Origin of the sequence: Zestosphaera sp. (genome assembly GCA_038727705.1) — an archaeon.
GTDB lineage: Archaea > Thermoproteota > Thermoprotei_A > Sulfolobales > NBVN01 > Zestomicrobium.
In genome coordinates this window covers 488,594-508,933 of sequence record JAVYVJ010000001.1, presented here as the reverse complement: position 1 = coordinate 508,933, position 20,340 = coordinate 488,594, and the positions used below count along the sequence as shown (strand labels likewise).

Below are 20,340 nucleotides of genomic sequence, written 5' to 3'. Positions count from 1 at the left end.
TCACCTGTCTGAGCCCAGAAGACGAAATATCAGTTGACTCCCTCCTAGAAGATCTGGAAAAGTTTGGAATATCCCTTGATCGCCATCAAGTAGGCCATATGCTCCAATACTTGAAACGCGCAGGCTTCATAAGCTTCGAGTGATGACAAAGAAAAATTAAACGGGAAAAAACCACTAAAAGAATACGTAACAAAACAGCTAATGACCAGCGAATTATGGCCAAAAATAGCCCAAGACTGGCGTAAAATCACCGGAACCCTCAAAGAAAAACACGGAAAAGTAAATCCTGAATACCAAGGAGCTTCTACTTCAAGAATAGCCCCTAAAACGTGCAAGCCTCATTCGTTTAGTCGCTGCTAAGAGCAAACGTGCGCAGGCATGTTTTTATGTCATTTCATTAAGGTGAGGCGATGATAATTTAGGACATTAAAAATGGCCAGAAGACTGGCGTTTTGCGAATGTTTTCATTTAATGTTATACAGGTTTGTATTGTTGCTGAGACAACAAATATGCACCTTTGTTTGTTCCATAATTAACCGCTTATTAGGGGTGTATGTTTTATGGTGAATTAGTTTAGAGAATTGTGATGCTAGGTATTGTCCGAAGGTCATTAGTGCTTTGTTCACTTCTCTGGGCTCTTTGTCTGTTTCTTTAGCGATTCCATCTCAAGCGAAGGCAGATAAACATAAATAGCGCGATCCTTAATCGTACGCGTCTTACCCCTATCAGGCTTCGTCACAACCATCAACAAAAACAACAGCTCACAAGTATTTGTAATTTTACCAGTAAATTAGTGCGGGGGGTGGGATTCGAACCCACGCAGGCCTGCGCCATCAGGGCCTAAGCCTGACCCCTTTGACCTGGCTCGGGCACCCCCGCACCAAGAGATATTAGGGGTGTTCGGTATTAAAAAGAATTACGGGCCTTAAACTCGACTTACGCTTATTATGGTTTCGCAGGTTTTGATTGCGGGTGTCCATGCTGGCGGATCGTCACATGAGGTGTTGCGTGGTGGTGTTGTGATGGATTGTAGCGTTCCTGATGAGTTAGTAAATGAGCTGTTCGGCGAGGTGGTGGAGGGGTTGCCATGCTTCTGTCTTGAGAGGTGGCAGAGCCTCCACGAGACGTCGGCTAAGGTCCTGCTCAGTGATAGCGGTGTACATCCGCTGACGGTTGGTGAGCTTAGTGAGTACGGTGTTGACTTGAGCAAGATCTCGGGTCTTGAGGTGGGCTATGGGTGGACTAAAGGCTCCCCCAGCATTAGGGGGAGAATCTCTGAGCTGTATGGCGGTGCTGTAGGTGCTGAAGGTGTGGTGGTTACTAACGGCTCTGCCGAAGCTAACCTGACTAGCTTGCTGAGCGCGGTTAAGCCGGGTGACACGGTCCTAGTCGACATGCCCAACTACATGCAGATCCCCGGGCTACTCAGATGGGTAGGGGCCCGCTCTATACCGTTATGGAGAAAACCACCTAGCTGGAGATTCCCCCTAGAAGACGCTCTCGACCTGATGAGGAAGTACAGACCTAAGGCTCTCTTCGTGAACGACCCTAACAACCCTACAGGAACCGCCATGAGCGAGGCTGAGTTGAGCGAGCTCGCGCGGGAATCCGAGAACGTTGGAACGCTGTTGGTATTTGATGAGGTGTACTGGGGGTCTGAGCTGCATGCCGATAGGCCAAGCATATTGGAGGTCGCGGGCGTCGAGCACGCTCTGTCGGTGTCAGGTCTTTCTAAAGTGTATGGACTGCCCGGCTTAAGGATAGGGTGGGTAGCAGGTGATAAGAGGGTGGTGAATAGAGTGTGGGGCGTGAAGGACTACACGTCAATAGCGCCCTCAGTATTGAGCGCCTACATAGCGTCGATCATACTTGAATCAGGCAACGTCAAGAGGCTCAGGGAGAGGGCAAGAAGTATGGTGAGGACTAACCTAGAGGTTCTTAAGGGAGTGCTCGCCTTAGGAGGCGTGATCGATCCATACTGGCCTGAGGCCGGGGCATACCTCTTAGCCAGGATACCGTGGAGCAACGACACCTTAGCAGTATCCTACAAGCTGTTCAAAGAATACAGCATCTTGATCAACCCTGGCGAGTGCTTCGAGCTTCCCGGCTACGTCAGAATCGGAACAGGGCAGAACCCAGCAACGTACGGCAAGAGCGTTCATGCGTTAATCAACGCATTAAAGAGGATGGTTGAGACGCACTAGCTCCGGTTGAGGGTTGAACAGTGTTGCTCTTTCTAGCTCCATTGGTGGGGTTTGCGGCAGGCGTGCTGGGCTCGATGTTTGGACTCGGCGGTGGGTTCCTGCTAGTTCCACTGCTGAACATCGCTGGAGTCGACATGAAAGTGGCTGTAGGCACTTCAGCAAGCGCCATATTCTTTAACATGCTCTCATCAACCCTAGCATACTCGAGATATAGGTATGTAATTTACAGAGCAGGACTCCTCCTATCTGCGACCGCCATCATAACGGCGTACCTCGGCGCGCAACTGACCAGCCTGCTGGACGCAAACACACTTAGAGTATTGTTCGGACTGCTGCTCATCTTCGTTGGAGCGAGAGTATACCTAAACAGAGGAGGTAGAAGCGATTTGGATGGGAACGGGTTAAAGTGGAGCCTAAGGAATTACGCGATCTTGTCCTTAGGCGGCTCCCTTGCAGGACTCATGGCTGGACTACTCGGCATCGGGGGCGGGGTGGTGAACGTCCCGCTACTCACCTCGCTGGGGGTCACCATCCACTATGCAGTAGCTACGTCGTCTATGGCAATCACCTTAACCTCCATAACGTCAGCGCTAACGCATCACACTCTGGGCAATGTGGATCTGCAGCTTCTGGTTCTGCTAGCGCCCTCCTTAATCATAGGGGCTCAGGTCGGTGCGTCAGTAGCTAGGAAAACTAAGACCGGCACACTTAAGAAGGGGTTCGCTGTTACGCTTTGGTTTGTTGCAGCAAGGATGGTGCTTAAGGGCATAGGTCTGCCGATTCCTTGACGAGGGTTATTTACGCATCTAGGGAAATCACCTTGAAGCGCGTGACTTCAGAACCTCCAGGAGTTTGGTTCCCTTGGTTAGTTCCGACGCCACTAAATCCGCAACTCTCAAGGGCTCTGGAATAGCTGATAGATGCTGTAGCCTCACTACTATCCTAGCGGTCTCGTTGAGGCCTAGGCCGTATGGCGTGATCCTTAACTTTCTCTTAAGGGTCACTACTTCACAGGATTTTGTGTAGTTATCCTTGATTAAATCGAACCTCCTCCTCCAGTCGGTGAAGTGATTCATCAACGCCTTCCTAATCCTATCCAGCTTCAGCTCAGTCTTGAATATGACCGCGACCGGCACACGCAAATTGTTGTGGAGTTCTAAGGGATCCACGTAGTTAAACCCTGCTACGGTGACCCCGTCGAGAAAGAGTGTGTCGACTGCCTCAACGTTGAGGTCCCTCTCAAGCCACTCCACAAGTGCTTCTGCTTTAGCGGTTCCATCATCCCCATCCACCGTTATAGTGTCTATCCTAACGGACTTAGGGATCCTGCCAACGCATAATACCCCTGCCAACACGGTTTTCAGCTTTAATCCCTTGAACTCCTGCGGGAAGAAGCCGTCGTCAACTCCTGCAGTTATTAGATCGGCCTCCACGACCAGCACGCCTTCCTAACGCACTCACCACGAGTTACTTCGTAATCACCTTAACATCGTCCTTCAAGGACTTCACTATTATATTGCGGTCGACCGCTAGCTCAACCTCCTTAGTTTTACCATACCTGCCTCTATTGACCACCTTAGCTATGACTAGACCAGCCATCTCCAACTCACTCACTATATCGGAGACCCTGCGCTGGGTAACGGGCTCAAGACCCAAAGACCTGGTGATCTCACGGTATTTTATGTAGAGATCTCCAGTGCTGCTGAACCTTCCCCCAGCTAGGGCTATGGATAGCAGAACCATCTTGCTGTGTTGGGGCAGCGTCCTCACGACAGCTGAGACCATGTCGTTCTCCAGCTCCTCCCTAGCGACCTTCACATGCTCTATTCTAACAACGCCATCGCCCGACCTCTCGGCGACCTCACCGGCAACCCTGAGTAGATCCAGAGCCCTTCTGGCGTCACCGTGCTCCTTAGCGGCTATGGACGCGCAGTAATCAATCACGCCCTCGGCAATCACTCCGGACTTAAATGCTTTAGACGCCCTATCCTTCAGGATGTCCGAGAGTTGCAAAGCGTCGTATGGCGGGAAAAGTATCTCCTCCTCACTAAGGCTTGACCTTACCCTAGGATCCAGGCCTTCCCTAAAGCGAACGTCGTTGGTTATCCCTATTACTGAGACCTTACCCTTATCGAGCTCTTCATTCACTCTAGTGAGTCTGTAGAGGATCTCATCACCAACCCTCTTAACCATGGCATCCACCTCGTCAAGAACTATGACCACTATCCTTCCCGTCATGTTTATTCTGGTCTTAAGCCTCCTGAAGACCTCTGCCGTGGAGAGTCCTGTGAAGGGGACCTTGCCGCCAAGCGACTCAACCAGGGTTGAGAGGACCCTATATGTCGTGCTTTCATGCCTGCAGTTTATATAGACTGGAAGGAACTTATTGTTACCCACCCTCCTGGCGTACTCGTCAATCCTCTTCAACACGTACTTCACGACCGCCGTCTTCCCTGTCCCCGTAAGGCCGTAGATGAAGACATTGCTGGGTCTCTCACCCTTCAGCAAGGGTGAGAGAACCTCGGTCAACTTCCTGATCTGCTCCTCCCTGTGAGGGAGGTACTCGGGGATATAGTCAGATCTAAGTACCTCCCTATTCATAAAGACCGTGCTCTCAGACCTTATCAGGGTCTCAGTCACTATGTCTCTCGCACCGCTGCTCAACTCTACTCACTCCACAGGAAATTGTGGTTCCCCTAAATAGTGACCGATACAACTTAATAAGAACTTGCTAATAAATGGATCTCACGTTAATTATTAACCTAATCATGAGGGGTATCATTATGGAAGATAATACCGTCAGCGCTACAACCCCGTGGAAGAGTTCCCCGGAGATTAGTCCACTTGAAAGCGCGGCGACGGATAAGACCGTTTCAATAGATCCTCTCGAGTTCATCACGAGACGCCTAGGAGGCTCTCACTAAGGCTTAAGTCCGTGGCCACGCGTGCGTATATAAGGAAGCCGAGAAGCTTGCCAATGAAGGCAACAGGTAGCAGCAGGAGTGTGTAGGAGTTAAAGAACGCCGCAGCGTTCAGGTAGGTCCCTATAGCGACGAAGAAGAACGGCATTATGAAAAACTTGACCTATGGTTGTGAAGTGATCTAAGAGACTGTAGAGCTTCGTAGAGTATGAGAGGGTTGGATCGCTCTTAAGCTTAAGTGCGCTCAAAGCTAGTCCAGCGACGTACATTCCGAAGTACTCAGAGATGCCGAGCGAGCTGGCCGCAAAAGCCGTGGTAAATGCTAACGCGGACGCGAATGTCACGTAACCCTCCCATGACAAACTGCCAATGAATTTAGGTGTTATGATGAGTAAGAGGAATGACATTGCGAGGAAGGCCACGTGCGCCACTACTGTTACTACTCCATGCACCAACGGAGCCTTAAACACGGCGCTCTGCGTCAAGGCAGCAAGGACCACTAGAAGCAGATCGTCCATGAAGGACGCTGCCACAATCAAGTTCCTGAGCTCGGCAAGGTCTATTCGTGACTCATGCAGCATGAGGACGGCCACCTCGGTGGCTGTGTTAGCTAATGTCACACCAACTATTAGAGATGCTACTGGATCAACGCCTAAGCAAGTGAGGAGGGTAGCCACCAAGGCTGCAGTAAGCGACACGCCTAACGAGGTCAGTAGGGAGGCCTCCCTAAAATACTTCCTAACGGCATCCATGTTCACATTAACTCCGGCGTAGAAAAAGAGGAACAGCAGGACTACCCGCATCAACGCGTCAGTCATTTGGGAGTGACTGTAACCGATGCTGCCTAAGAGCATGCCTGCTAGGACATACACCGCCATGTTTGGGATGCCGTACCTGGCAAGCGTTAACGATACCCACTGACTCAAAGCGACAGCGACCAGTAGCTCAACGCTCATGACTGGACACCACCTTCGGGGAGGGTTATCTGACCACGTTAACTAATCCTCAACGCCCTCCCTGATCTCCCTAACCGCCTCCGATTCGAAGGTCACTTCATCGATACTATGCAAGGCTGCGCCCAACTCTCTTAAGGTTCCCTCCAACTCCTCGAAATTTATGTTATTGCCGTTCACCGTGACCACGAGACTCACGGTCTCCACGTCCATCTCACTAACGACTATTGACACTTCCTTCACGCCGGTGACTCTGGCAAGATTTCTGGCGAGCGTTATCAGTGTTGGACCCTTAATGGGTTTAAGTACGTCAAGCACTATTCTCTTCAAACCCATCGGTATGTACTCACCTTGAGATTTAAAGATCCCAATACCAACTAGTGGGTCTGAGGTTATAAGCGTTAAGCACGAGTGCTTTCATGCTGTGTTGGGTAGGCCCATCCATTCACTTAATCCTCACCCCGTTGACCTTCTTGCTAACCCACGAGTATCTCTTGACACGTTTCGAGCGCCCGAAGCCGCAGGCCGCGCAGTAGCCCTTCGCCGCGTTGTATGAGTGTCTGCCGCACCTCCTGCACCTTATGTGTGTCTTGCCCTTGCTTCTCCTACCCATCGACGTAGTTCCCTTCATCTGAGCTCACCCACAGCATTCAAACAGGAGACATGAATATTATGTTCTCCCCTCTGATCACCACAACGCCCAACCTTCTGGCCCCGTTCTCAAGAATCTCCTCCGTATCCTCCAGAACGATGTTTAAATGCTGGTCAAAGCTCCTTAAGACCCCTCTCAAAACCTTATTCCCCCTAAGCTTAACCAGCATTAACCTCCCTACATTCTCGTTCAGGAGACGTTGAGCCGCATCACTCACTCTCGACACCTACCACTTATGATCCTAGATTTATACTGCACTGGTTTTAAATATTTCCGAGCCAGTGATGCTTGGAGCGAGAAGATGAGGGGATACGCCCTTAGAAAGAAGGACGTAAGGGAATTCAGCACCCTCCTTGAGTCCAAGTTTCCGAAGCTGCTTGCGAGGTTAGGTGAGCTGGACACAGGCTTCGCTGTGGAGCTGGAGGACGCTAAGAACGTGAGTAGATTAATAGTCCTCAATGGGGTTCCCGCGTTGATAGAGCTTAAGGACGGTGGTAAAATCCCGACTCTAGTCCTGATTAAGTTGTCTGGGTTCGAGAGCACCCACAGTGCAGTCGTTGACGAGGGTGCGGTTAAGTACGTTCTCAACGGCGCCGACGTCATGGCGCCAGGCATAACGCACGTCTCAAGTTTTGAGAAGGGTGACGTCGTCTCTGTGTGGGGGCCCACCAGGGAGACCCCCTTATGCGTGGGGAGGGCGCTCATAAGCGGCGACGAAATCATGAAAATCCGTAAAGGGAAGGCGATAGAGAACATCCATTACGCAGGAGATAAAGTATGGAGAGTATGTCTTGAGTGGTTAGCGAAGAGGTAATCACTTAGGAAGTTAGGAAGTTAGCATACCTCACGCTATTCATGACTGGGATTGGGGTTTAAGATCCTGAACCTAGTTTCTAAGTACCTTCTATCGATGCCTAAGTCAAGATATTTCATCCAAGGAGGTTCGCTCCAGCCTTTCATGATGTACGCCAGTCTGCTTAACCCTGATTCACGGATTACTCTCCTGAAGGAACCTAAAGACACCCCCCTCATGCCTAAATCCACTATGAGATCCGAGACGGCGGTATCGCCGAGCGCGATGACGGCCTGAACGAATGACCACTCCACACTGTAGGTCTCGATCTCGACAAACCTGCCGCTTAAATACCTCCTAAACACCTCAAGGTTCTTCTCCCGTTGCTTCACGTGGTAGGCAGGCAGGTATTGGAAGGGCGTCCACGGCTTCGGTATCAGCGGGTTGATGCTTAACCTAATGAATTTAGGTGGAACCCTCCTCCCCTTAAGGAACCCCTTGATAAGGTCTCCAACTGCTCTAACACTTAGCTCGGCGTCCTCCGACGGAAAACCCGTGATTAGGTACAGCTTAACGTGTCTAAAGCCCTTGGCGGCGGCGTGATCCAATATGGACTCAAGGTGGTCAGAACTCACGCACTTACCTATTGAGCATGAGACGTCGGGCAACAGCGTCTCAGGAGCCACTGTTAAAGTGTTCTGCCCGCCGCATCTAACCAACTCTATGCGGCTTTCCGATAGGTAATCAGGTCTTAAGGAAGGGATGCTATATTCCACACCTTCAGAAATCAGCCACCTGAGCAACTCCTCTGAGTGCGGCACGTCGAAGAAGGAAAGCGAGTAAAACACTACCCTCCTCTTAGGCGAGGTCTCCAGCCCTCTCGAGATTAAGCCCTTCAACCTGTCTAGCGATCTGCACCTAAGTGGGAATGTTGCATGCCCCTCCAGGCAGAACGCACAGAATCTCCTGCAACCCCTTGAGACCTCGACCCTGATGCCGTGGCCGTAGGTCGGCTCCTCGTCTAACGGGTGAACTTGCCTCTCAGGAGTGATGGCGTCGTCCAGATTGTGGACTATGGCCCTACGCTTGACACCCTCAGGAGGGAACGTCACGATATGTTCCTCCTCACTCAACCTCCTCAGAGGATCGGCGGAACCCATGCAATCAATCACCCTATCAAACACAGGTTCCGCCTCACCCACTACAACGGCGTCCGCTATCCTGGCAAGCGGGAGTGGATTGGCGGTCGGCGCCACACCCCCCACTATTATTAAGGGCCTCCCCTCACCTCCCTCAGGGAGGATCCCCAAACCTGCTAAGGCCCTCGCCACGTAAAGGTAGTCAAGTTCAAATGACGCCGATATCATCAAAACATCTAGCTTCTTAGGGCTTAAGTTGAGGTCTAGAGCTTCAACGACGTCCTCCTTAGCGTCGTAGACGTATCTAAAAGCACGCACGCCTTCAATACTGTTCAGGTAGGAGTACGCTAAATGCATGAAGACGGAGTTAACGGCGGCTGAGTACGGCATAGGCAGGAAAACACCCACCTTTAAATCTGATGGACGTCCCTTCTTCAGAATCCGACCTAACTCCCTTCTAGGTTTAAAGGCAAGTCCTAGAGGTATGGAGCCACTCCACGTCATACATCCACACCATCAAGATTCAAAGACATGCGACCCCTGAACCTGAAACGTATAAGTGGGTGACGGGTAAGCGAAAGTTTTAAAAATTGGGGACAACTATGTATTGTGGGCCGGTAGCTCAGCCTGGAAGAGCGCTCGGTTGGCATCCGAGAGGCCCCGGGTTCAAATCCCGGCCGGTCCACCAGTCCTCTTAGACTCTCCATCAAGTTATCGACGACGTATTGGGCTATGCGTCGAAGCATGCGTGGTGTGAGGCGTCGATAACTCCCCTGCGTCGAGTCATCGACGAGCTGTGAGGCCTGAAAACTCCTAACCAGTTCTTCTAAAGAACTGATGTATCGCTCGACCTTCCTGCCGTCAGGCAGTCTGACGTACTCGTAGACGTATAGCTTCCCCTTAACACGCTTGACCAGAAAGCCCAACTCAATCCCCTTCTAGACACTACATTCTGGGAAACTTATCCTCACCCACGGCTTAATAGTTGATTAAGTTATTGATGTAGTGTGGTGAATGTCTTTAGTTCCTCCCTGCTTTGAGGATTCCCACGCCTGCGGGTGTGTTCACGAGGAAGTCCACCTCAGCATCGCTCAGCTTGTAGATCTCCCTCACCGCGTCCCTCCCCTCCAGCTCCTGCCTGAGTATAGGTCTTCAATCCTCTGACTAACGTACATGAAGACAACGTCAGTACTTGCAAGTTAGTAGCGAAGAGAGGTTTAAGCATGATACCAGTTTCCCATGCGTCATGGATGAGAGCTAAATGACGTATGAGTCTACATGATGATGTACGTAATGTTCTTACGAATCTCAATAATGCGTAGGAACCGAGAACCTGACATTATCTAGTGTTAAGCTCTATGAAGCTCCTGTCCATGCTTAAAGACTACAACTTCGTTAATGTTTTTCCTCTTCCTTAACCTAGGTTCCTCCGACGGGTATCCAAACGCTATTACAGCTTGAAGTTCACACCCTTGTGGTGGGTTAAGTAGCCTGTCGAACTCTTCTTTAAGTAGAAGGGGTACCCCAAGCCACACACTACCTACCCCTAGGAGCCATGCCGATATAATCATATTCTGAAGTGCTGCCGAGAGAGACTGTATCGCGAGCACTCTCTCATATTGAAGATATTCATCCCTGTGTATTCTCTTCCTTAGATCTAGGAAGGCGGCTATATAGAGTGGTGCATAATACATACCTTCATCTATTCTCTTCATCCACTTTACTATAGAGTCCTCTGAATAGGGTTCTAACAGGGAATCTCTAGCGTAGATCTCGTGAGCTCTCCTTAATAGTCTATGCACAGACTTCCTGGTCTCTTCATCAGCTATTACCATGAAGAACCACTGCTCGCCACCACTAGCTGTGGGGGCTCTAGTGCCTGCCTCCAAGATCTTAATTATAACTTCATCTGGTATAGGAGTGAGTTTAAACCTCCTAATACTAGTTCTCGTGAATATTGCGTCAAGACACTGAGTGTTGAGCACCCACGTATCCCCATTACTATTAGTATGATCAATGATTTAAGTCTACTGATGACGTCAATGGGTTAAGGAGGAAACAGTCTTCTTTAAGATCTTGAGGTCTTTAAACGAAGGACTAGGTTATTCGACGTGATTCACGTTTTAGGAGGAACTCTTTAACTAGCAGAGACACAAATATCAGAACGCCGATGAGATTGAGCACAGTATTTGGTATTAGCATGAGTATTGAAACACTTAAGAACGTTGCCCTCTCCACTAGGCTTAGCTTACGTCGTAGATAACCAGCTGTTCCAATGCTTATAGTTACAATCCCTACTAGGGCTTGAGCTATGTGCATTAACCCGAAAATGCTGTTAGGGTGTAATATATCATTGTATGTCAGGAAGTACCAGGGGATTATGTATAGAGGTGCTGAGGCTTTAAGAGCCTCTAGACTCACTGCCCCTATTGAGGCTTTAGAGAGCGAGGCGCCCGCGTAAGACGACACCGCCACTGGGGGTGTAATAGCTGATAAACAGGCGTAGAAGAATATGAACAGATGAGTTGCCATGCGGTCAAACCCGGCAAATATAAATATTGGAGCTGCTATGGAGGACGTTAGCACATAAGCAGCCGTCGTCGGCATGCCCATCCCCAACAATAAGCAGACTAACATGGTAAGAGCTACTGTTAGCCAAAGAAACCCCATCGACAAGCTCGATATTAATATGACTAACTTGCTTCCTAAACCCGTTATCGACAGTATACCGACAACCACGCCTACGCCCGCCAAAACGTTAGCCACGGTGATTGCCTCCTTAGGAGCTTCAGCCAGTCCATTGAGGATCTTCATTAAATCCTTTGGCTTCCTATCTACGAGAGTTATCTTAATGACTGCTATTATAAAGCACGCGATTATGGAGTCGAGTACGGCGCTTATCACCGAGAGTGTTGTCGCTAATCTGTAAACTAAAACCGCGAGAGGTACTAGCAGGTAGGCGTCCTTGACTGTTTCTCTCCAAGTTAATCTCTGGGTAACACCCATGAGTCCTTCCTTCTTAGCGATCAGATCTATGTATATGTAGATGGCTGTGAAGTACAGTAACGCTGGGATTATAGCGGCTACACACACATCCCAGTAGCTAACGCCTAAGGCCTGAGCGATTAAGAATGCCGCTGTACCCATTATAGGAGGCATTATCTGCGCCCCGGTCCCTGCGAGAGCTGTTATACCTCCGGCAAAGCTCGCTCTATACCCTAGTTGCATCATGAGTGGAATTGTGAAGACCCCGGTAGCTAGAACCGCCGTGACCGAAGCACCTGTTATAGTCCCGAAGAGGACGTTAGCAACTACCGTCGCTTTAGCCCCACCTCCTTTCGCTCTTCCTACACCCACCAGGGCTAACTTCATGTAGAAATCCCCGACCCCAGTCCTGCTGAAGAGCGATGAAAACACTACTAGCAAGAAGACGTACGTCGCTGAGATGAAGAGTAGTGTACCGTAGATCCCTGCAGTCCCGATAGCTATCTGCTCGAAAACGAGCTGAGGACTTACCCTATGTCCTACCTCTGGTATGTATCTTCCTAAGAAACCGTACACAGCAATGACGGATATGAATATAGTTAACGGTAACCCAGCCACTCTCCTAACGCCCTCGATAACCAGTAATATTAATAAAGTCCCAAATACTAGGTCCTGGTTACTCAATGGAGTGATGTAGGGAATCCTGGCATTTATCAAGTCAGCTATTTGGAGGAAGTAAGCACCGGTAACAATCACAAGGGCTATCAAAACTACATCTACTACTCTACCCACAGGTATTTTTAGATGTTTGTAGATAAAGGTGTAAATCAAAGCGAACGTTATGTGGATTATCATAAGTCTTGTGAGCTCGAAACCGACGTATGTAGCATACAATTGAAATGTAGTCCATACTAATCCCGTAACGTATAATGAGGCTCGCCTTAGGTTAAAGTCCTGACCCAGTAATATCTGGTTTAAGTTAAAGATCCCGCCGGGCTTGTGATTACTCATATTGAAAAACCCTCTTTTGGACGAAAATTTAGGTGGTTGCCTTTAAAAGGCCGACAGACCTAAAGTAGAGTTGCGCTCCTTCATGAAGGGGTGCAGGCGAGTCATATGCATGCTCTGCATCGAATCGACTGAAACCTGCGAACAAAGCGGTGAGTTTCTCTTTGTTTTCAACTAACGCCTTAGTTACATAATAGATGACCTCCTTAGGCACCTCCGTGCTGGCTACCAAGCAAGCCCAGAGACCCACGGTCTTTATATCTGCATCCACACCCTTATAGGTCCCTTTCTCAACTACATAGGGCGTTAGACCATAGTTTTTAAATCCTTCCCTCACAGTTTCGTTCAACGGAAGGACTATTATATCTGTCCCGGCAGTTAGCGACTCCCACGTAGGATGATTATACGTGCACACATCACTAAATACCTGAGCTAGACCCTGCCGGAAGACCTCGACCCTATAGTCATCTGTCGCGCCGAAGATTATATCGCCGCCAGCTCTCTTGACGTCATCGTAAGTCAGTCCGTACAGTTGTAACATGATCCTCGTAGCGTACTCGTCCAGACCACCTACCGAACTAGTCACTATGACGACTTTCTTACCGTTCTTAATCATTTGAGCAATGTCATCGAAGGTCCTTACGTTGTTCGCTGAAGCCCAATCCCTAGGAACAGCCACCAGCAGGAAGTAAGGACTTAACCTATTTACAACCATGGCTATGTTTGTGATAGGCGTCTCGTAAGGTGGCAACCCTTCTCTTGCAAAGAACACGTAGCTATCCATAGTTATAGCTAGCTCAGCGTCCCCTTTTGATACGAGCGGTATGTTCCCGATAGTACCAGGACCTGTCATCACGTCGATGACGGAACCCGAAGGTAGGTACTCCTTAATCACCGCCGCGAAGGCTGACCCCATCATATACCATGAGGAGCCCATGCTATGTGTCGCTATCCTCAATGTTACTGGTTTTGAAAGCGCAGGAGGTGTAAATGTGGGTGTTGTTGGTGTGGGCGTTGTTGGCTTAGGCGTCGTTATAGGGGTGGTCGGTCCTGTAATGATGAGTGTTTGAGTCTGCGTTATGATGTTCGTCACGACACGGGTCTCAGACTTCGTTACAGTTAGTGTAGCTGTTGGAGCGGCTGAAGACCCAGCCAGATATCCCATAACACCCGCAACAACTACTAAAACCACTAACAATCCAGTTGTATACTTACTTAAGGGGTTAGCACTCAAAGCAAGTACACCCCTTTAGTATCTTACATTTAGCTTTATATATCTTATCGACAATATATAACCTCCTCCTCCTCAAGCTTATTTATTTCATCTTCATTAAGGTTTAAGAGTGTCGTGAGTACTTCTTTAGTATGTTGTCCTAACAGCGGGGCCTGGCCTCCGACCTCTGAGGTTAGATTCTTCATCTTGAGAGGGGTTCCAACGACCGGCATTTCACCTATCTCTGGCTGATTTATCTTAACTAACATCTTTCTATGTGTGACTATATGTTCGTCCCCCCATACGTCTTTCATAGTGTATACTGGTGTGACTGGTATCTCATATCTCTCAAGTATTTCAGCAATTTTCTTCGTAGTTAGTTTTGATGTCCACTCTTCTACTATCTCCTTCACCTTAACGTGGTTCTTAACTCTCTTCATGTTTGTGTTGAAGTCCTCGTGGTTTATTAGGTCGTCCCTTCCTATGGCCTTGCAGAATCTGCTCCACATTTCGTTATTCCCAACCCCTATAGCAACCCAGCCGTCCTTCGCTTTGAAGGTATCGTACGGATAAATGAATTCATACCTATTGCCTATTCTGGTAGGTACTCTGCCTTCAACCAACCACATCATGTTGTAGGCTTCACACGCCTGGACAACGCAGTCAACCATCGCTATATCTATCCTCTCTCCCACCCCTGTCACCTCTCTAGCTTTTAAGGCGGCCAGGATAGCTATGGTAGCGTATAGAGCACCTAGAATATCTCCTATGGCCGTGCCCACTCTGGTCGGTGGCGATTCAGGCCACCCAGTGATGCTCATTATGCCTCCCATAGCCTGCGCTATCAAGTCGTAAGCTGTCTTATTTCTATACGGACCTTCCTGGCCGAAACCTGATATAGACGCGTATATTACTCTCGGATTGACCTTGTTAATCACGTCGTAACCTAACCCTAACTTCTCCATGGTTCCGGGAGCGAAGTTCTCTACAAGCACATCAGCTTTCTCCACCAATCTTAAGAATATTTCTCTACCTTTAGGTTTCTTAAGATCTATTACAACACTCTTCTTACCTCTGTTTATATTAATGAAATAGGCACTTTGATTATTTATGAATGGTGTGAAATGTCTTGAGTCATCCCCAGTTCCTGGCCTCTCAACCTTAATCACCTCAGCACCTAAATCAGCTAAGATCATAGTACAGTAAGGTCCTGCTAGAACTCTTGACAAGTCGATAATCCTAACACCCTCTAAAGGTTTCTTCAAAACACTTCACACCCCCTTTACCACCGGCCTAAACTTACAGGCGTAGTATATTATGCCTGATTCGCTCTCCTCGCCAATTTTTCTGAAAGTCGCTTCAACCTCAGTGCCTATGTCGATCTCCTCCGACGAGCAATCGACGATCTCTGCAGTTAGTCTACAGCCGTCATCAAGCTCTACTATAGCCATTATGTAAGGGCCATACTTCTCTCTCTCCATGGGTGGGGCCCTAATGACTGTGTATGAATATATCTTGCCTCTCCTACTCAGCTCAACGTACTCAAATTCCGTACTCTTGCATTGAGGGCAGACCTTCCTTAATCCTACGAAGAGCCTCCCACACTTTAAACACTTACTACCTACTAATCTGTACCTCCTTTCAGCTAATTGCCATATCCTTGGTGCCTTTGGCACGGACATGTTACTCATACGTCTCACCTCCTACTCCTCCCTAAAATATGGACAACACATGAGGCGCCTGAACCTCCGATATTGTGCGTTAAGCCTATCTCGGCGTTAGACACTTGCCTCTTACCAGCCTCATTGCGGAGTTGCAATGTCACTTCCACCACTTGAGCGATCCCCGTTGCACCGACTGGATGGCCTTTAGCCTTTAAGCCACCGCTCGGGTTCACCGGTATCTTACCTCCTAATTCAGTCATCCCCTCATCAATTAACCTACCACCCTCACCCTTTTTGACAAAACCCAGATCCTCGTAGGCTAGGATCTCTGCTATTGTGAAGCAGTCATGCACCTCAGCGAGGTTCACGTCCTCAGGCTCCACCTTAGCCATGCTGTAGGCCTCTTTAGCTGCTAACACAACAGACCTTAGGATTGTTATGTCGTCTCTGTCGTGGAGGGCTATCGTGTCAGTTGCAGTGCCGCTACCCAGTACGTAGACCGGCGTGTCCGTGAACCTTCTTGCTATGTCGGATCTCGCTATGATAACGGCCGCCGCACCATCGCTGATCGGTGAGCTGTCGAGTAGCCTTAACGGGTCCGCTACCAGAGGTGAATTGAGGACATCATCTATCGATATCGCTCTCTGATACTGCGCCTTAGGATTATAGGAACCGTGTTTATGGTTCTTGACAGCCACTTTAGCCAGTTGCTCTCTAGTAGTCCCGTACTGCTTCATATGCCTCCTGGCTATCAAGGCGAAGAGGCCTGGGAACGTCACTCCGTAGAATGCCTCCCACTCTCTATCAGCTGCTGTCGCTAAGTGATGTGTAGACTCACCAGTTGTCACATCACTCATCTTCTCAACACCCCCCACGAGGACTATGTCATGAAGACCTGCTGCAACAGACATAAACCCTAATCTAAATGCCATTCCTGAAGACGCACACGCAGACTCAACCTTTAAGGATGGCACTCCAGGAATCCCTAGGTAGTCAGCTAACAAAGGACCTAAATGCTCCTGCTCAACCCACATGCCTGAGCCCATATTACCAATGAACATCGCTTTAACGTCCTTAAGATCCACGCGTGCGTCATCAAGAGCCTCTAGAGCCGCCTCAACAAAGAGATCCCTTAGTTGCTTATTCCAATGCTCATCAAACTTAGTCATGCCTACCCCTATTACAGCCACGTCCCCTCTCATGATTACACCCCATATATCTTATCCCAGAACCTTAGATACGTTGAATAATCAACATATTTCTTTCTGCTGATTTGCTCATCAACTGTTGGTGCCAGCTTCTTCTTCTCTTCTATAGCTTCCTGTGACACTATGCTGAAAGCGTCAGCACCGGCCCCAGATCCGAATGAGACCAGCAATATCCTCTGACCAGGCTTGGCCTTATCCAACACTCTCGATAACCCAGTTAATGAAGATCCGGAGTAGAAGTTCCCGACCCATGGTGATATGAGCCCCGGCTTAACCTGCTCCAACTTAAAGCCTAACCTAAGAGCAACTCTAACAGGGAATGTCCCATTTGGTTGATGCGGCACGAAATAATCGAAGTCGCTTGGCTTAAGACCCTCTCTGCTCATTAGCTCGTTAGCGGCTAATGTGATGTGCTTGAAGTACGCTGGCTCTCCTGTGAACCTACCCATGTGTCTAGGGTATTTGATTTCATCTCTTCTCCAGAAGTCAGGAGTATCTGTGGCGACGGAGTATTGACTCTCAAAGTAAGCAACGCTGGTATTGGATTTAGGCCCAATTATGTACGCTGATCCGCCCGCGCCTGCTGTATACTCTAACACATCACCAGGCCATGACTGAGAAGTGTCAGCGCCTATAGCCAAGCCGTACTTGATCATTCTGCTTGCTACCTGAGCTATTACGGATATGACGGCCTCCGTCCCGGCTTTACAAGCGAACTCGTAATCAGCAGCTCTGATGGTTACCGGTGCACCTACGGCAACGGCAACTATGGTTGCTGTTGGCTTCACAGCGTAGGGCTTAGACTCAGAACCAACGTACACAGCGCCTATGTCTTTAGGGCTAACCTCAGGAGCCCTTTTTAAGGCATTCCAGGCAGCGTTTACCGCGATGACTACCTGATCCTCATCTCGACTCCTCACCGAGATTTCCTCGACCTGTAGCCCGCTCTTGACCCTGGCAGGTTCATCACCCCACACCCTAGCTATTTCGTCGAGTTTAATCCTGTAAACAGGAATGTATGAACCCCAACCATAGATGGCTGGGATCTCTCCCTTAAAGTTCATAAAGGTATACCCCAAAGACTAGGGGTAGATAGGGTTTAAAAAGATTATGTTAAGAGTTTTATAGACAATAGTCTAATCAACACTCTCGCAATAGAGGACACAATCCTGTATGCCTCACTCCTCTGGGGTATGGACGAGCACCTCTTCGAGAAATTTTAGTAGAGTCTCTACTCTATATATGAGCTTAAGCACCTCCTCTTTGCAAGTGATTACAGTATATGTGAATATGTAGGCTCAGCATCTTCTCACGGAAATACCTCACAGACCCACTTAAAACCTGCTCCATGGTCGTGGCTGTAGAGAGGAAGATTCCCACGAAGCCGATGGCATCGAACGCGTCTAGTTTGTCAACCTCTTTAAGCACCTTAGTCTCCTTGTCCATGGACTGAATGTCGTGAGTTAAGGCGTAGCTGTAGCTGTGATACAGTATTGCGCTTCCCACGGCCTCATATAGCTCATTCACTTATTCTAAGACTCCTTAGAAGCTACTAACTACAACTGCCGAGAGTTGCTCATGAAGCTCTCCTAAAAGTCCCCTCACAGGGCATGTAGCCTGTATAACTGATCCATAAGTCGTTTAACTCACACAACCAGCGCTAGTGAGTCGAGCACTCTAGGCTTGTAGAGCTCGGTAGTTGGTGGTAGGAATGTCTTATTCTTCCTCCTCCTCTCCTCTATCAGGGTGTAGAGTCGGCTAGTCGCTTCAGGCTCTCCGTGGTTCAGTATCACTTTCTTGGGTTTCGGTGACACACTCTCCAGATACGCTAGTAGCTGATTCTGGTCTGAGTGTCCCGAGAAACCCTCTACGGCGTCGACCTCCATGTTGATGGTCACTGACTCCAGCTTGTCCTCCACAACTAGGTTGATGTTCTTCACGCCGTCTCTTACCTTACGTCCTAAGGTTCCCTCAACCTGGTAGTTGACGAATATTATGGAGTTCTTAGGATCCGAGGCCATCGCTCTGAAGTACTCGACGGCAGGGCCTCCGGTGAGCATGCCTGAGGTGGCGAGTATCACGGCGGGCTCGTCCGAATCTATGATCTCCATCCTAGCTTTCCCCGTATCAACTACTTTGAACGACTTATGGAGGAACGGGTTCCTGCCATCGTTTATCAGACTACGCAATTCGCTCGAAAGCAGGTCCGGATACGCGGTGTGGATGGCGGTCACCTCATTTATCATGCCTTCAACGTAGACGGGCACCTCCGGAATCCTGTTTTCATCCATAGCGGCCGCAATGATGGCCAAAACCTCCTGAGCTCTGCCTACGGCGAGCGTCGGTATCAGAACCTTACCCTTCCTAGTGAGGGTCCGGTTAATCAGATCTATGAATTTGGCTTCCGCCTCCTCCCTCGGGAGCTGGGTGGCATTCCCGTACGTGGACTCCATTATTAGAGTATCTACTCGGGGGAACTCCGTATGGGCCTCATCAAGCAGTCTAGTCTTGCCGTACTTGAAGTCGCTGGTGTAGACCACGTTATGAAGACCTATCCCTATATGTAGGTGCGCTATAGCCGAACCCAGTATGTGGCCTGCTCTGTAGAACGTGAGCCTGATGTCAGGCGCTATATCGGTGACTTCACCGTATTTGAGGGTTATCGTATGGAGCAAAGCCTTATGAACGTCCTGAAGGTCGAAAGGCAGCGGTCTCCCCTCACGCCTCGAGATGTCCAGCAGGTCAAGCTGGAGCAGCACCATAAGATCCCTAGTAGCCTCTGTGGCGTAGACCGGCCCGTCATAGCCGAACTTAAAGAGGAGGGGGACTAGCCCGCAATGATCGAGATGGGCATGCGTAACCACGACCGCATCTATATCCTCTAGCGATAGATTAAGGATGTCCAGCTTAGGCATTGACTGCTTGAGCGCGGGTGCTGAGGGGTTATACCCGAAGTCCAAGAGGATTCTGGACTCCTGCGTCTCCAGAAGTATTGACGACCGCCCGACCTCCTGAAACCCCCCTAGAGCCGTCATCCTCACGTAAGGATCCTTAAACAGTGTGTCCCTATGTATACGATCGCCAATGCTTCTAAGTATTCTCCTCCTTAGATCCGACTGAGTCACCAAATACTTTATAGTTGACTCCAGAATCGATGACCGCAGGGGGGGCTTCCTCACTACGCGCGGCCTCCACCCTGACTCCATGAAGATCTTGTTATACAGTTGACGTTTATCCTTAAAGAATATTAGAGGGTTGACGGACTTAATGACTACCTCCCCCAGAACCTCGTCGAAGGTGATGTCATCTTTAGTGACGCCGGCGTCGGGCGGCACTTCATTGAGTACTATCTGCAGCACCTCGTCAACGTCTTTGCGTGATGACTCATCGACCCTGACGACAACCCTCTTCTTTATAACCTTAGCTATGGACTTTATCAGCTCCTCCTTCTCTAGGACGGACTTCACGTCCTTAAGGTATATGGCTATCTCGGGCCCCTCAAACTCTATCTTAGTGAGACCTGCCTCAGGCGGTATGTTCTTGTATATCTCCTCTAAAATCTTCATTCTTACTTTATCAACTAAAGTCACTTGAATCATA

20 protein-coding genes and 2 tRNA genes are annotated in these 20,340 nt (G+C 49.2%); 4 read left to right on the top strand and 18 right to left on the bottom strand.

The genetic code is table 11. The features are described 5' to 3' along the window. Nucleotides 1-794: 794 nt before the first annotated feature. Nucleotides 795-879, bottom strand: a tRNA-Leu gene (locus QW772_02880). Nucleotides 880-1,022: 143 nt separating this feature from the next. On the opposite strand from QW772_02880, the gene QW772_02875 reads away from it, so the two are divergent. Both QW772_02875 and QW772_02870 read left to right on the top strand, forming a co-directional pair. Next, on the top strand, nucleotides 1,023-2,204 hold the full coding sequence (locus tag QW772_02875; protein ID MEM0037847.1) for a pyridoxal phosphate-dependent aminotransferase: 1,182 nt from the start codon (nucleotides 1,023-1,025) through the stop codon (nucleotides 2,202-2,204). A 20-nt stretch (nucleotides 2,205-2,224) separates the two neighbouring features. Next, complete coding sequence (locus tag QW772_02870) at nucleotides 2,225-2,992, top strand: sulfite exporter TauE/SafE family protein (GenBank protein MEM0037846.1); 768 nt, start codon at nucleotides 2,225-2,227, stop codon at nucleotides 2,990-2,992. 27 nt (nucleotides 2,993-3,019) lie between these two features. Here QW772_02870 and QW772_02865 read toward each other — a convergent pair whose 3' ends face one another. The 7 genes from QW772_02865 to QW772_02835 all read right to left on the bottom strand — a co-directional run bounded on the left by QW772_02865 (nucleotide 3,020) and on the right by QW772_02835 (nucleotide 6,947). Continuing rightward, nucleotides 3,020-3,646 (bottom strand): DUF99 family protein, encoded by a 627-nt coding sequence (locus tag QW772_02865; GenBank protein MEM0037845.1) that lies wholly within the window; start codon nucleotides 3,644-3,646, stop codon nucleotides 3,020-3,022. A 25-nt stretch (nucleotides 3,647-3,671) separates the two neighbouring features. Then, nucleotides 3,672-4,805, bottom strand: a complete 1,134-nt coding sequence (locus QW772_02860) for an orc1/cdc6 family replication initiation protein (GenBank protein ID MEM0037844.1) — start codon at nucleotides 4,803-4,805, stop codon at nucleotides 3,672-3,674. A 294-nt stretch (nucleotides 4,806-5,099) separates the two neighbouring features. Beyond that, a complete protein-coding gene (locus QW772_02855; protein MEM0037843.1) occupies nucleotides 5,100-5,273 on the bottom strand; it encodes a hypothetical protein in 174 nt (57 codons plus the stop codon). Beyond that, nucleotides 5,218-6,081, bottom strand: a complete 864-nt coding sequence (locus QW772_02850) for a cation:proton antiporter (GenBank protein MEM0037842.1) — start codon at nucleotides 6,079-6,081, stop codon at nucleotides 5,218-5,220. The genes QW772_02855 and QW772_02850 overlap by 56 nt, the downstream gene beginning before the upstream one ends. A gap of 42 nt (nucleotides 6,082-6,123) precedes the next feature. Beyond that, nucleotides 6,124-6,414, bottom strand: coding sequence for a DUF211 domain-containing protein (locus tag QW772_02845; protein MEM0037841.1), 291 nt, complete (start codon nucleotides 6,412-6,414; stop codon nucleotides 6,124-6,126). A gap of 109 nt (nucleotides 6,415-6,523) precedes the next feature. Then, nucleotides 6,524-6,709 (bottom strand): 50S ribosomal protein L37e, encoded by a 186-nt coding sequence (locus QW772_02840; GenBank protein ID MEM0037840.1) that lies wholly within the window; start codon nucleotides 6,707-6,709, stop codon nucleotides 6,524-6,526. 19 nt (nucleotides 6,710-6,728) lie between these two features. After that, nucleotides 6,729-6,947: an LSM domain-containing protein gene (locus QW772_02835; GenBank protein MEM0037839.1), complete on the bottom strand. Its 219-nt coding sequence runs from the start codon at nucleotides 6,945-6,947 to the stop codon at nucleotides 6,729-6,731. 84 nt (nucleotides 6,948-7,031) lie between these two features. Here QW772_02835 and QW772_02830 point away from each other — a divergent pair, with 84 nt between their 5' ends. Further along, the gene (locus tag QW772_02830; GenBank protein ID MEM0037838.1) at nucleotides 7,032-7,544 is read left to right on the top strand and encodes a PUA domain-containing protein; all 513 of its coding nucleotides are present in this window, start codon (nucleotides 7,032-7,034) and stop codon (nucleotides 7,542-7,544) included. Between the two features lie 35 nt (nucleotides 7,545-7,579). On the opposite strand, the gene QW772_02825 is transcribed toward QW772_02830, so the two are convergent. After that, the gene (locus QW772_02825; protein ID MEM0037837.1) at nucleotides 7,580-9,166 is read right to left on the bottom strand and encodes a hypothetical protein; all 1,587 of its coding nucleotides are present in this window, start codon (nucleotides 9,164-9,166) and stop codon (nucleotides 7,580-7,582) included. Nucleotides 9,167-9,273: 107 nt separating this feature from the next. Between QW772_02825 and QW772_02820 the strand changes: the two genes are divergently transcribed. Beyond that, nucleotides 9,274-9,350 (top strand) — tRNA-Ala (locus tag QW772_02820). A 661-nt stretch (nucleotides 9,351-10,011) separates the two neighbouring features. Here QW772_02820 and QW772_02815 read toward each other — a convergent pair. The 9 genes from QW772_02815 to QW772_02775 all read right to left on the bottom strand — a co-directional run bounded on the left by QW772_02815 (nucleotide 10,012) and on the right by QW772_02775 (nucleotide 20,339). Then, the gene (locus tag QW772_02815; protein MEM0037836.1) at nucleotides 10,012-10,647 is read right to left on the bottom strand and encodes a nitroreductase family protein; all 636 of its coding nucleotides are present in this window, start codon (nucleotides 10,645-10,647) and stop codon (nucleotides 10,012-10,014) included. Between the two features lie 112 nt (nucleotides 10,648-10,759). After that, entirely contained in the window at nucleotides 10,760-12,658 is a 1,899-nt protein-coding gene (locus QW772_02810; GenBank protein MEM0037835.1) for a TRAP transporter fused permease subunit, read from the bottom strand. Nucleotides 12,659-12,686: 28 nt separating this feature from the next. Then, the gene (locus QW772_02805; protein ID MEM0037834.1) at nucleotides 12,687-13,889 is read right to left on the bottom strand and encodes a TAXI family TRAP transporter solute-binding subunit; all 1,203 of its coding nucleotides are present in this window, start codon (nucleotides 13,887-13,889) and stop codon (nucleotides 12,687-12,689) included. Nucleotides 13,890-13,933: 44 nt separating this feature from the next. Continuing rightward, nucleotides 13,934-15,133: a CaiB/BaiF CoA-transferase family protein gene (locus QW772_02800; GenBank protein ID MEM0037833.1), complete on the bottom strand. Its 1,200-nt coding sequence runs from the start codon at nucleotides 15,131-15,133 to the stop codon at nucleotides 13,934-13,936. Between the two features lie 6 nt (nucleotides 15,134-15,139). Beyond that, complete coding sequence (locus QW772_02795) at nucleotides 15,140-15,559, bottom strand: Zn-ribbon domain-containing OB-fold protein (GenBank protein MEM0037832.1); 420 nt, start codon at nucleotides 15,557-15,559, stop codon at nucleotides 15,140-15,142. Nucleotides 15,560-15,564: 5 nt separating this feature from the next. Next, nucleotides 15,565-16,734 carry a thiolase domain-containing protein gene (locus QW772_02790; GenBank protein ID MEM0037831.1) on the bottom strand — a complete coding sequence of 390 codons (1,170 nt, stop codon included), beginning with the start codon at nucleotides 16,732-16,734 and terminating at the stop codon, nucleotides 15,565-15,567. Nucleotides 16,735-16,736: 2 nt separating this feature from the next. Continuing rightward, complete coding sequence (locus tag QW772_02785; GenBank protein MEM0037830.1) at nucleotides 16,737-17,804, bottom strand: hydroxymethylglutaryl-CoA synthase; 1,068 nt, start codon at nucleotides 17,802-17,804, stop codon at nucleotides 16,737-16,739. A gap of 184 nt (nucleotides 17,805-17,988) precedes the next feature. Beyond that, nucleotides 17,989-18,267, bottom strand: coding sequence for a hypothetical protein (locus QW772_02780; GenBank protein MEM0037829.1), 279 nt, complete (start codon nucleotides 18,265-18,267; stop codon nucleotides 17,989-17,991). Nucleotides 18,268-18,386: 119 nt separating this feature from the next. Then, a complete protein-coding gene (locus tag QW772_02775) occupies nucleotides 18,387-20,339 on the bottom strand; it encodes a beta-CASP ribonuclease aCPSF1 (protein MEM0037828.1) in 1,953 nt (650 codons plus the stop codon). Nucleotide 20,340 lies beyond the last annotated feature (1 nt).